Origin of the sequence: Micromonospora sp. NPDC049230, from assembly GCF_040647875.1 — a bacterium.
In the GTDB taxonomy this organism is placed as follows: domain Bacteria; phylum Actinomycetota; class Actinomycetes; order Mycobacteriales; family Micromonosporaceae; genus Micromonospora.
Map to the genome: position 1 here is coordinate 17,324 of NZ_JBEZCZ010000044.1, position 12,050 is coordinate 29,373.

Sequence of the window (12,050 nt, forward strand, 5' to 3'; positions counted from 1 at the left end):
TACGGACAGACGGAAGAGGTAGATGACGTGACCGCGACGGTAGGCCAGCATGCGCAGGCCGCGGCCCGGGCGAACGACGTGTGGAAGGTGTACGGCAGCGGCGAGGCGCAGGTCGTCGCGCTACGGGGGGTCAGCGCCGAGTTCGAACGTGGCCGGTTCACCGCGATCATGGGGCCGTCCGGTTCGGGCAAGTCGACGCTGATGCACTGCCTCGCCGGCCTGGACTCGGTGACCCGGGGGACGGTGGCGATCGGTGAGACGACAGTCACCGGGCTGGGCGACGCGGGGCTGACGAAACTGCGCCGCGACAAGGTGGGCTTCATCTTCCAGCAGTTCAACCTGCTGCCCACGCTGACCGCCAAGGAGAACATCCTGCTGCCGCTCTCGATCGCCGGGCGCAAGCCGGACCCGACCTGGTACGACACGGTGATCAGCACTGTCGGTCTGAAGGACCGGCTGGACCACCGGCCGGCGCAGCTCTCCGGCGGGCAGCAGCAGCGCGTGGCGTGCGCGCGGGCGTTGGTCTCCCGCCCCGAGGTGATCTTCGCGGACGAGCCGACGGGCAACCTGGACTCGCGCTCCGGCGCGGAGGTGCTCAACTTCCTGCGCAACTCGGTCCGCGAGCACGGCCAGACGATCGTGATGGTCACCCACGACCCGACCGCCGCCGCGTACGCCGACCGGGTGGTCTTCCTCGCCGACGGGCAGATCGTCTCGGAGCTGATCGAGCCGACCGCCGAGACGGTGTTGGACACCATGAAGAAGCTGGACACTCCGGCCGAGGTGGGCAACTGATGTTCCGGGCGACAATGAAGAGTCTGCTGGCCCGCAAGGTCCGGCTGATCCTGTCCGGTCTGGCGGTGGTGCTCGGGGTGATGTTCGTCTCCGGCGCCTTCGTGTTGACCGACACGCTGGGTCGCTCGTTCGACTCGGTCTTCGCCGACGGTTTCTCCGAGATCGACGTGAACGTCGCGGCGAAGCCGAAGGTGGAGCTCAGCGAGATGGAGGGCGAGCAGACCAACGCCCCGCTGCCCGCCGCCGTGGTGGAGCGGGTCAAGCAGGCGCCGGGGGTGGCTTCGGCAACCGGCGTCGTCAACGCCGACGGCGCCCGCGTGATCGGCAGCAACGGCAAGGTGGTCACCTCGTTCGGCCCGCCGCAGTTGGGCGAGAACTGGATCGGCGAGACCGAGCTGATGCAGCTGCGGGAGGGACGCGCGCCGCAGGCCGAGGACGAGATCGTGCTCAACAAGGCGTTGGCGACGACGGCGAAGGTGCAGGTGGGCCAGAAGGTCGGCGTGCTCACCGCGTTCGAGTCGAAGAAGCGCGACTTCACGCTGGTCGGCATCATGGGTTACAGCGGCGACCGGGACTCGATCGGCGGCGTCAACGAGGTCTTCTTCACCACGCCGGTGGCGCAGCGGCTGATGCTCGGCCAGCCGGACACGTTCAGCAGCATCACCGTCAACGCCGCCAGTGGGGTCTCCGACAAGACGCTGCGCGACGACGTGGCCCGCACCCTGGGCCCGGACTTCGAGGTGAAGACCGGTAAGCAGTTGGCCGCTGACGCGGCGGCCAGCCTGAAGGAGGGGCTGTCCTTCTTCAACAAGATCCTGCTCGGCTTCGCCGCTGTGGCGTTGCTGGTCGGCACGTTCCTGATCCTCAACACCTTCTCGATCATCGTCGCGCAGCGCACCCGGGAGTTGGCGCTGATGCGCGCCATCGGGGCCAGCGGCCGACAGATCATCGGCTCGGTGGTGTTGGAGGCCATCGCGGTGGGCCTGATCGCCTCGGTGCTCGGCCTCGCCGCCGGCATCGGGGTGGGGGCGCTGCTGGCGTTCCTGTTCGGCAAGTTCGCCGGTGGCCTGGCCCTGGCCGGGGTCGGCGTGCCGGCGGCAGCGGTGATCGGCTCGTTCGCTGTCGGTCTGGTCATCACCGTGGTGGCGGCCCTGCTGCCGGCGCTGCGGGCATCCCGGATCCCGCCGATCGCGGCCATGCAGGACGTGGCCACCCCGGACCGGCCGTTGACCAAGGTCACCGTGGCCGGGTCGCTGGTCACCGGCATCGGCGCGGTGCTGCTCTTCCTGGGGCTCAGCGGCAACGCCCGCGGCAGCACGCTGCCCACCATCCTGGGTGGGGTGCTGTTCGCCTTCATCGGTGTGGCGCTGCTGACCCCGCTGATCAGCCGGCCGGTGGTGAGCCTGCTCGGTGCGATCTTCTCCTGGTCGGTGCCGGGCAAGCTGGGCCGGCTCAACTCCGGGCGCAACCCGCGCCGCACGGCGATCACCGCCGCCGCGCTGATGGTCGGCATCGCGCTGGTCACCGGCGTCACGGTGATCCTCGACTCGGCCAAGGGCAGCATCAGCGCGCTCGCTCAGGACACCATCAAGGCCGAGTTGGTGATCTCCGGTCAGCAGGGTGGTCCGCGTCCGCCGAGTTTCGACCCGGGTGTGCTGGACAAGGCCAAGGCCCTGCCCGGTGTGCAGTTGGTCGACGGCGAGTACGGCGACATGGCGAAGCTCGACGGCAAGAGCAGCTGGGTCGCGGCGAGCAGTGACATCACGTCGCTGCGGCAGATCTTCGGGGCGAAGGCCACCGCCGGTGACATCGACCGGCTCGGGCCGACCCAGATGCTGGCCAGTTCCGACACGGCCACCTCGCGTGGCTGGTCGGTGGGTTCGACGGTCAAGGTGCAGCTGACCCGCGGTGAGGCACGCACATACACCATCAGCGGCATCTACGAGTCGTCCCAGTTGACCAACCCGGTGACGTTGCCGGTGCAGGCCGCGAAGGACTTCACCATCCCGCAGCCCATCCAGGGCTTCATCCAGCTCGCCCCCGGTGCCCGGGTCGCCGACGTGCAGCCCCAGGTGGAGACGTTGCTGGCGGACAGCCCCGAGGTGTCGGTGGCCGACCGGAACGCGTTCATCAAGCAGCAGACCGGTCAGCTCGACGGGCTGCTCACGATGATCCAGATCCTGCTGGCCCTGGCCATCGTGATCGCCGTGCTCGGCATCATCAACACCCTGGCGCTCTCGGTGCTGGAGCGGACCCGGGAGTTGGGTCTGTTGCGGGCGATCGGCCTGCGCCGGTCGCAGACCATGGGCATGATCACCGTGGAGGCGGTGGTGATCTCCGTGTTCGGCGCGCTGCTGGGCGTGGCCGTCGGCACCGGCCTCGGCGCCGCCGTGGTCGAGGCACTCAAGGACGAGGGGATCACCGACCTGATCCTGCCCTGGGGGCAGATGGGTGTCTTCCTCGGCCTGGCCGCGATCATCGGGGTGGTGGCCGCGGTGCTCCCGGCCATCCGGGCGGCTCGGATCAACGTCCTGGGCGCGATCGCCCACGACTGAGCAGGAAGGAAAGGGGGGCCTCGGCGGACGCCGGGGTCCCCCTTTCTCGCTAGGCCGCGGCCCGGTCGGCCAGCAGCGTCGCGAGCAGCGCCAGGTCCACGCCGGTCAGGCTCCGCACCTGGTGTACGCCGGCAGTGGGCGCGAGCGCCACCTCCGCCGGTACGGCCAGCACCGCCGCACCCGAGGCGCGTGCGCTGGCCACCCCGGTTGGCGAGTCCTCGATCGCCACACACCGATCGATCGGCACACCCAGCAGGCGGGCCGCGGTCAGGTAGGGCTCGGGATGCGGTTTGGCCGCCACGACCTCGTCGCCCGCGACCACCACGTCGAAGTTGTCCCGGCCCAGGGTGTCCAGGGCGATCTCGACGAGCGCCCGGGGGCTGGAGGTGACAAGCGCGGTGGGGATCCGCGCCGCGCGGACGGCACGCAGCAGCTCGAACGCGCCGGGCTGCCAGGGCAGGCCACCGCGGAACAACTCCAGGATCCGGGCGTAGATCCACGCTCCGCTGATCTCCGGGTCCCGTTCGGGCTGCCCCAGGTCGTCGTGCAGGAGCCGCATCGACTCCGCCATGCTGGTGCCGATGATCGCCCGGCGGGCATCCTCGGACAGCTCGCCGCCGTACTCCCGGGCGAGTTCCTCCAACGCGACGTCCCACAGCTTCTCGCTGTCGACGAGCGTGCCGTCCATGTCGAAGAGCACGGCGGCAAGGTGGTGGCTGCTCAGCGGATCCTCCAGGGTCGTGGGCGACACCGTCGATCCTGCCAGGCTCGGGCACCGCCGGTGACAGTGCTGGGTGCCGACGTGATCCGGGCAACCCGCTCAGCCCAGGTCGCAGGCCTCCAGGGACCGCTCGTAGCCGCGGAAGAACGAGTCGGTGCGCTGCTGCGCGGTGCCGTGCGAGCCCTCCGCGAACCACGGCTGGTCCGGGTCGTCACCCACGGCCGCCAGCCCCTCGCGGAACTCGTCCAGGTCACCGTCGGCCAGGGTCAGGGCCTTCGCGCGCACCGAGTCGCCGAGGTACGCGCCGGCCATGCAGTCGGCCTGCAACTCCTGCTGGATGGTGAAGCTGTAGTTGATGCCGAGCCGCACCTGGATGCCGTGGGCGTACTCGTGGCCGAGCAGGTAGAACACGAACGCGTCACCGACCTGACGGAACGCCGCCACCGACCAGGCGACGTCGTAGGCGATGAAGTCGCCCCGGGAGCAGTAGACGGCGTTGTTGCGGGGCAGCGGCTCGCCCCCGCAGGACACCTCGCCCGCCCGCTGGTACGGGGTGATCCGGCGGATCGGTTGGAACCGCTGCCCGGACTCCTTGAACTGGGCCGCCCAGTACCGTTCGGCGATCGTCTGCGCGTCGGCGACGTCCTGCTCGAACTCGGCGACGCTCGTGGTGCCGTCGGCCCTGGTGGTGTTCGGCCCCGGGGAACCCTGCGAACGGGCCGGTGCGGGGCGTTCGCCCTCCGGCTCGGCCAGCCCGCCACCGGCGCAGGCGAGCGACAGCAGGGCGGCGGCCAGCAGGGCCGCCACCGGGCCCCGGGCGTCGCGTCCCGACCGTGTGCCCACTGTGCCTCCCCAGACGTCGGTGCTCGTGCTGTGCGGTACCCCGACGATACGACCGGCACGCCCACGCACCGGATTCACGGGCACGGGCACCGGATGGTTCACCGCGTCAGCCGCTGGACTCCCGGCCGCGCTGCCAGGTGTCGCCCTGGTCGCCGTGCCGCTCGGCCTCGTACCGCTGCTGCCGGGCGCGGGCATCCCGCCCGGCGAGGTCGTCGCCGGGCGCGGAGCGCCCGCGCCGAAGCACCACCACGTAGGCCAGTCCCGCGACCGCCACACCGATCCCCGCCACCACCCACGCCACCGTCATGTCCACCAACCTATGGCACCGCGCCGCGCACCGAACGCCGTGATCGACTCGGTTTCACCGAAGTCGCGGTGTCCGACCGTCGTCGATGCCCCGGATTCAGGAGAACCGAGTCGATCAACGGGAGCGGCCCCGCTCGTCGGCGACCCGCCGCCTGCCGGCTGAGCCGGCGGCGGCCGGTCAGGGGCTCGCGGCGGTCAGGGGCTCGCGGCGGTCAGGGGCTCGCGGCCAGGAAGACGAAGGCGGCCAGCAACACCAGGTGTACGCCACCTTGCAGCACGTTGGCCCGGCCCGGCACGACGGTCAGCACCGCGGTGACCGCGGTCAGCGCGAGCAGGGCGAGTTGGGTGCCGCCGAGGCCGAGCAGCAGGGGGCCGTCCAGCCAGATCGAGGCGATCGCGATGGCCGGGATGGTCAGGCCGATGCTGGCCATCGCGGAGCCGAGCGCGAGGTTCAGGCTGATCTGTACGCGGTCGCGGCGCGCGGCGCGGGCGGCGGCGAGGGTCTCCGGCAGCAGCACCAGCAGGGCGATGATCACACCGACGAACGCGTGCGGCAGGTTCGCGGCGGCGACACCTGCCTCGATGGTCGGCGAGACGGTCTTGGCGTCACCCACCACGGCGATCAACGCCACCAGCAGCAGCCCCAGGCTGATCAGTGCCGCGCGGGTCGTCGGCGGTTTGGCGTGCTCCTCGGCGTCGATCACCCGCCCCTGGCTGTCGACGGGCAGGAAGTAGTCGCGGTGCCGGCCGGTCTGCACCAGCACGAACAGCCCGTACAGGGCCAGCGACGCGACGGCGGCGAAGGTGAGTTGGGCCGGGCTGAACTCCGGGCCGGGCCGGGCCGTGGTGAAGGTCGGGATGACCAGACTCAGCGTGGCCAGGGTGATCACGGTGGCCAGCGCGCCGCCGGTGCCCTCCGGGTTGAACACGGCGACACGACGGCGTAGCGCACCGAGCAGGAGGGACAGGCCGAGGATGCCGTTGCAGGTGATCATGACGGCGGCGAAGACGGTGTCCCGGGCGAGCGACTGGGTCTTCTCCGGCCCACTGATCATCAGCGTGACGATGAGGGCGACCTCGATCACGGTGACCGCGACGGCGAGCACCAGTGATCCGTACGGCTCCCCCACCCGGTGGGCGACCACCTCCGCGTGGTGCACCGCCGCCAGCACCGCACCTCCCAGCAGCACCGCGACCACCACGATGATCGGCCCGGGCAGGTCCCGCCCCCAGGTGGCGAGCAGCACCAGCACGGCGAGCACGGGTACGGCAACTGTCCAGTCGGTCATCCGGGAGCGAAGCAGGGTGGCCATGCCGTACAGGGTGCCAGGCCAGCTGATCATGTGCCCACCATCGACGCAGCCGGGTCACCAAACCCGTAACCCATGAGTTACGCTTCCCGGGTGGACGAGGTGGCCACCGCGATCGCGGACCCGGTGCGACGGCACATCCTGACCATGCTGCGCGACGCACCCCTCTCCGCCGGCGACGTCGCCCAACACTTCGCGATCAGCCGACCCGCGATCAGCCGCCACCTGCGGGTGCTGCGCGAGAGCGGGCTGGTCCGCGACGAGCTGGTCGGCCGACAGCGGATCTACCGCCTCGACCCCGGCCCACTCGCCCCGCTTGCCGACTGGCTCGCCGGGCTCGCCGGCGCCGACCGGTGGGAGCGGCACCTCGACGCGCTGGAGACCGAGATCTATCGCACCCGCCGAGAGCGCCGCGGCAGCGGCCCGGCGGAGCACCGAAGGGAGCACACGGCATGACCCGTACGCCCGCCGGACGCCTGTTTCGCACCGCCACCGGCCACGATCTCGTCCTCACCCGGACCTTCCGCGCCCCGACGGCGGACGTCTGGGCCAGCCTGACCGAGTCGGAGCGCACGGCCCGCTGGTTCGGCCCCTGGGAGGGCGACGCCGCGCCCGGACGGACCATCCGGGTCCAGATGGCGTACGAGGAGGAGCAGCCCTGGTGTGAGGTCCACATCGACGCGTGCGAGCCCCGGCGACGCCTCGCCGTGTCGCTGATCGACAGCTACGGCACCTGGCGGCTGGAGCTGGCGCTGACCGAAACCGACGGCACCACCGAGCTGCGGTTCGTCCAGCACCTCAGCAGCGTGGAGGGCATCGCCGAGGTCGGCGCCGGCTGGGAGTACTACCTGGACCTGCTCGTCGCCTCCCGGGACGGCTCACCCCGCCCGGAGTTCGACGACTACCACCCCGCGATGCAGCCCTACTACCAGGGGCTCGCCGGGTCACTGGTGGACGAGGGCCGGCAGTGAGGGGCAGCGGTTCACCGGCCAGGAGGGACACCCATGGACACGACGCACACCGACCGCTGCGCCGAGTGCGCAGGAGCGTTGCCGACCAGCGGCGACTGCTGGACGCGGCTGCACGAACTGCTCGAGATCGAGACCCGTGTGCTGCCCACCCTCGAACCGGAGGCGGGAATGCGTGCCCACTTCTTCGCCGTGGCCACGTACCAGCTCCAGCATCCGTCCCGGCTCACGCGTGAGACGCTCGACCGCCTGCGTGCCGCGGTCGACGAGATGACCGGTCCCTCGGCGCCTCCGATCGCGCACCTGCGCCGCGACATGGGCCGCTTCGCGGCCGGCTCGCGCAAGGTCACCCGATCGGCGGCGCCAACCGATCGTTCGCACCTCGACAGGCGCTGGCCGGTGTCGTGGTCGGTCACGGCCCACGACGTGACGAAGGGGCAGGAGTCGGAGTACCCCGACGCCGTCGGGCGCTGGGCGGTCGCGACACTCGCCGACCTCCGTGCCGCGCTGGCCGCCACACCACGCCACGGCGGCTAGGGCCGTGTCAAAGTCCTCGGTCGAGCTCCCGGCGCAGCTTGGCGAACTCGGCGGCCAGCGCCGGCAGCGGAAAGTGCGCGTTCAGGCCGCTGGGGTTGGGCAGCACCCAGACCCGGGCCGGGCCCAGCCGGTCCGGCTGCGGACCCAGCCCGGCCCGGGGCCGGACAAAGGCGATCCGGTACGCGGTCACCCCGAGGATGGCCACCCACCGCGGCCGGTGCCGCTCGGCCTTCACCGCCAACCCCGTCACCCCGGCCACCAGCTCGTCCGACGTCAGCTCGGCGGCGCGGGCGGTGGCCCGGTTGCTCAGGCTGGTGATGCCCAGGCCCTGGCGGAGCAACTCGTCATGCTCCCACGGGTGCAACTCCCGGTCGGTGAAACCGCCGCGGTGCAGGGCCGGCCAGAACCGGCTGCCCCTGCGGGCGAAGGGCAACCCCACGGCGGCGGAGTAGAGACCCGGGTTGAAGCCGCAGAACAGCACCCGCAGGCCGGGACCGATCACGTCGGCCAGGCCCCGGCCGGCCGCCGCCGCCACCTCCTGCGGGGTCGGCCGCCGAAACGGCCCCGACCGCTGCGCGTCCACCAGACCGATCCTGCCGTACGCGGGGGCCGCGGGCACGGCGCACGCCGACGATCACGACATGGCACCCTCAGCGGATGCAGTCAGCCGACCACCTCGCCGCCAGCCGTTACGCACGGATGCGCTGGAACACGCCGCTCTCCCCGGAGCACGCCGCGCTGCTGCTGCAACGACTCGACGTCCACCCCGGCGCGCGCGTCCTCGATCTCGGTTGCGGTTGGGGTGAGCTGCTGTTGCGCGCGGTCGCCGCCGGGGGCGTGTCCGGTCCGGTGGCGACGCGGGGCGTCGGCGTCGACACCGACGACACGGCGTTGGCCCGTGGGCGGCACCTGGCCACGCAACGGTCGCTGCACCGACACGTCACCTTCGTCATGGGGGAGGTGGCGGCCTGGCAGGAGCCGGCCGACCGGGTCCTGTGCATCGGGTCGGCACACGCCTTCGGCGGCACCGGGGCCGCCCTCGACGCCCTTGCCGCCCTGGTCCGTCCCGGTGGGCGGCTGCTGTTCGGTGACGCGTACTGGGAACTGTCACCCACGGCGGAGATCGCCGAGGTCTTCGGCCCGGAGGTCGCGCCCCTGCCCGGGTTGGTCGAGGCCGCCCGCGAGCGCGGTTGGCGGGTGCTGCACCTGAGCACCGCCGACCAACGGGAGTGGGACGACTTCGAGTCGACCTGGCTCGCGGGCCGCCAGGAGTGGCTGCTGACGTACCCGGAGGATCCCCGCGCGGCCGACGTCCGCGCGGAGCTCGACGAGCGGTTGCGCCAGTACGTCGGTGGCTACCGGGGCGTCCTCGGCCTCGCCTACCTCGTCCTCGGTCGCTGATCGGCCCGCGTTGACACCGCTGGCTACGCTGCCGGCGGTGACCGCCAGACGTCGCGTCGCCCTGCCCGCCCGGATCCTCGTGGTCTGCACGGGCGCCGTGCTGGTGTGGCTGGCGCTGGAGGCTCTTCTCGACCGCGACTACGACCGCCCGACCCATGCCGTCGGAGCGGTCCTCACGACGGCGCTCGTCGTACCCCTGGTCGTGGTTGCCCGCCGCCGGCTGGACCGCCGCCCCTGGGCCGGTCTCGGCCTGCCCTCGCTGCGGGCCGGTTGGCGGCGCCTGCTGCTCGGCATGGCCTGCTGGCTCCTGCCCGCCGCCCTCGGCTTCGCGCTCTGCCTCGGTCTCGACTGGGTCGAGATCAGTGTTCGGACGTCCGCCGGGGACGCGCTGCGGGTGGCGGCGGTGCTTGTCGTGCTCGTCGCGCTGAAGGAGGCGCTGCCGGAGGAGTTGGTCTTCCGTGGCTACCTACAGCACAACCTCGCCACCCGGTTGCCGGCCTGGCAGGCCGCCACCGGGCAGGCGGTGGTGTTCACAGTGTTCGGGTTTCTCATCGGGGCCGCCCGGTCCGTCGACCGGCTCGCCCTGTTCTTCGTCTTCGCGCTCCTCCTGGGCGCCTTCCGTGCCGCCACCGGCGACATCTGGGCGGGCATCGGCTTCCACCTGGCCTTCCAGACGGTCGCCCAACTCTTCGGTGACGTCGGGGCGGTCTTCGACGTGACCGGGTCCGCCGTCCTGGGAGTCGTGGCCATGGGAGCCGTCCCGTTCTCGGTCGGCTGGCTGGTCGTGCGCCGCGTCTACCGGGACCGCCTCGACTGGCGGGCACGTGAGCCGGACCCGTGTGCCGAGGCGCCGCTCGACCGCCACGCGCGAGGCGGGAACGCTGTCTCTCCGAGCGGGTGAACGCGTCGAATCGTCGCATCTTGCCATGATCAACTGCCGGAGGCTGATCGCCGGACCGACCCGCATGCCGGCCCGAGGCAATCGCGTTCTCGCGACCGTCGCGCACCGGCCGCGGCAGGTCAGAACGGCAGCGCCACGAGGCGCCCGGCGAGAAGTTCCCCATCTTAGTCGGTGAACCCGCCGCCGGCCACACGTCGCGCACGGCCCCGGCGCCGGCCGCGCCAGCGGGTACCCGGGCCGGTGAACGTGGGCTTGACGGGGCGCAGACATCGGAGGTTTACTGCGTCAGCGATGCCAGTCGATACAATTCGACCGTCCACAGTGCCGGTCGGGGTGATCGGCTGGTGACGCGCCCCATCCCCCCACCACCCCGCACCACCTCAGCCGAGCATCGGCGGCCCGGCTTCCGCACCACCGCCACTGTGGCCTCCGGCCTGCCCGCGTGCACAGCCTGAGGTCCACGCTCAGCAGAGGAGCAAGACCATGCGTTCCCGTCCCCGCCTGCTGGCCCTCGTCACCGGCCTGGCCGTGTTGATGGCCGGCCTGGTAGCCCTGCCCACGCAGGCCTCGGCCGCACCGCTGACGAAGGTCCTGGTGTTCAGCAAGACCGCCGGCTTCCGCCACTCGGCCATCCCCAACGGCATCGCCGCGATCCAGCAGCTCGGCTCCGCCAACGGTTTCAGCGTGACCGCGACCGAGGATGCCGGCCAGTTCACCACCTCCAACCTGGCGCAGTACCAGGCAGTGGTGTTCATGTCGACGACCGGTGACGTCCTCAACGACAGCCAGCAGACGGCCTTCGAGTCGTACATCGCCGCCGGCGGCGGGTACGTCGGCGTGCACGCCGCCGCCGACACCGAGTACAGCTGGCCGTGGTACGGCGCGCTGGTCGGGGCGTACTTCGACTCGCACCCGGCGATCCAGACGGCGACCGTGAAGATCGAGGACCAGACCAACCCGTCGACCGCGCACCTGCCCGCCACCTGGTCCCGCTCCGACGAGTGGTACAACTACCGCACCAACCCCCGCTCCACCGCCCGGGTCCTGGCCAGCCTCGACGAGTCGTCGTACAGCGGCGGCAACATGAGCGGCGACCACCCGATCACCTGGTGCAAGGCGGTCGGCGGCGGCCGGGCCTGGTACACCGGCCTCGGGCACACCGAGGCGTCGTACACCGACCCGAACTTCACCAAGATGCTGCTCGGCGGTCTCCAGGTCGCCTCGGGCGCGGTGAGCGCCGACTGCTCGCCGCGGACGACGACTCCGCCGACGACTCCGCCGCCCACCGCCGCCGGCTCCACCCTGAAGGCCCGCGCCAACGGCAAGTTCGTGAGCGCGCCGAACGCCACCACCGCGCTGATCGCCAACAAGACCTCCGTCGGGACGACCGAGCGGTTCGACCTGGTCAACCTCGCCAACGGCAACGTGGGAGTGCGCGCCAAGGGCAACGGGCAGTTCGTGGCCGCGGAAAACTCCGGGAACTCCCCGCTGATCGCCAACCGGGCCAGCGCCGGCTCGTGGGAGACGTTCCAGCTCGTGCGCAACTCCGACGGCACTGTGAGCCTGCGGGCCACGGTGAACAACCGTTACGTCTCCGCTGACAACGGGGGCAACTCCCCGCTGATCGCCAACCGGACCTCCATCGGTCAGTGGGAGAAGTTCGACCTCGTCACCACCAGCTGACCTGGCTCCCAGCTCGTTCTCCACCACACC

13 protein-coding genes are annotated in these 12,050 nt (G+C 71.5%); 8 read left to right on the forward strand and 5 right to left on the reverse strand.

The window, feature by feature from the left end; translation table 11 throughout:
* The first annotated feature begins 27 nt into the window (after positions 1-27).
* Both AB0A95_RS28515 and AB0A95_RS28520 read left to right on the forward strand, forming a co-directional pair.
* Positions 28-795, forward strand: a complete 768-nt coding sequence (locus AB0A95_RS28515; protein ID WP_357558816.1) for an ABC transporter ATP-binding protein — start codon at positions 28-30, stop codon at positions 793-795.
* Positions 795-3,350 (forward strand): ABC transporter permease, encoded by a 2,556-nt coding sequence (locus AB0A95_RS28520; RefSeq protein WP_357558818.1) that lies wholly within the window; start codon positions 795-797, stop codon positions 3,348-3,350. Before AB0A95_RS28515 ends, AB0A95_RS28520 begins: the two co-directional genes overlap by 1 nt.
* 49 nt (positions 3,351-3,399) lie before the next feature.
* Here AB0A95_RS28520 and AB0A95_RS28525 read toward each other — a convergent pair whose 3' ends face one another.
* From AB0A95_RS28525 to AB0A95_RS28540, 4 genes are all read right to left on the reverse strand, one after another.
* Positions 3,400-4,050 (reverse strand): HAD family phosphatase, encoded by a 651-nt coding sequence (locus AB0A95_RS28525; RefSeq protein WP_357558859.1) that lies wholly within the window; start codon positions 4,048-4,050, stop codon positions 3,400-3,402.
* A 120-nt stretch (positions 4,051-4,170) separates the two neighbouring features.
* Positions 4,171-4,914 (reverse strand): neutral zinc metallopeptidase, encoded by a 744-nt coding sequence (locus tag AB0A95_RS28530; protein WP_357558819.1) that lies wholly within the window; start codon positions 4,912-4,914, stop codon positions 4,171-4,173.
* Between the two features lie 106 nt (positions 4,915-5,020).
* Positions 5,021-5,221, reverse strand: a complete 201-nt coding sequence (locus tag AB0A95_RS28535) for a hypothetical protein (protein ID WP_357558820.1) — start codon at positions 5,219-5,221, stop codon at positions 5,021-5,023.
* Between the two features lie 211 nt (positions 5,222-5,432).
* Entirely contained in the window at positions 5,433-6,533 is a 1,101-nt protein-coding gene (locus tag AB0A95_RS28540) for an ionic transporter y4hA (protein WP_357074382.1), read from the reverse strand.
* Between the two features lie 72 nt (positions 6,534-6,605).
* Between AB0A95_RS28540 and AB0A95_RS28545 the strand changes: the two genes are divergently transcribed.
* The 3 genes from AB0A95_RS28545 to AB0A95_RS28555 are packed head-to-tail and all read left to right on the forward strand — an operon-like array spanning position 6,606 to position 8,035.
* Entirely contained in the window at positions 6,606-6,986 is a 381-nt protein-coding gene (locus AB0A95_RS28545) for a metalloregulator ArsR/SmtB family transcription factor (protein ID WP_357558821.1), read from the forward strand.
* Entirely contained in the window at positions 6,983-7,501 is a 519-nt protein-coding gene (locus AB0A95_RS28550) for an SRPBCC family protein (protein ID WP_357558823.1), read from the forward strand. Before AB0A95_RS28545 ends, AB0A95_RS28550 begins: the two co-directional genes overlap by 4 nt.
* Positions 7,502-7,534: 33 nt before the next feature.
* Complete coding sequence (locus AB0A95_RS28555; RefSeq protein WP_357558824.1) at positions 7,535-8,035, forward strand: DUF5946 family protein; 501 nt, start codon at positions 7,535-7,537, stop codon at positions 8,033-8,035.
* 7 nt (positions 8,036-8,042) lie between these two features.
* Here the strand turns inward: AB0A95_RS28555 and mug are convergent, their stop codons facing one another.
* On the reverse strand, positions 8,043-8,618 hold the full coding sequence (gene mug / locus AB0A95_RS28560; protein ID WP_357558826.1) for a G/U mismatch-specific DNA glycosylase: 576 nt from the start codon (positions 8,616-8,618) through the stop codon (positions 8,043-8,045).
* A gap of 74 nt (positions 8,619-8,692) precedes the next feature.
* Here mug and AB0A95_RS28565 point away from each other — a divergent pair, with 74 nt between their 5' ends.
* The 3 genes from AB0A95_RS28565 (at position 8,693) to AB0A95_RS28575 (ending at position 12,020) form a co-directional block, all read left to right on the forward strand.
* Positions 8,693-9,436, forward strand: a complete 744-nt coding sequence (locus AB0A95_RS28565) for a methyltransferase domain-containing protein (protein WP_357558827.1) — start codon at positions 8,693-8,695, stop codon at positions 9,434-9,436.
* A 37-nt stretch (positions 9,437-9,473) separates the two neighbouring features.
* Positions 9,474-10,337, forward strand: coding sequence for a CPBP family intramembrane glutamic endopeptidase (locus AB0A95_RS28570; RefSeq protein ID WP_357558829.1), 864 nt, complete (start codon positions 9,474-9,476; stop codon positions 10,335-10,337).
* Positions 10,338-10,820: 483 nt separating this feature from the next.
* Positions 10,821-12,020 (forward strand): ThuA domain-containing protein, encoded by a 1,200-nt coding sequence (locus AB0A95_RS28575; RefSeq protein WP_357558830.1) that lies wholly within the window; start codon positions 10,821-10,823, stop codon positions 12,018-12,020.
* The last annotated feature ends 30 nt before the right edge of the window (positions 12,021-12,050 follow it).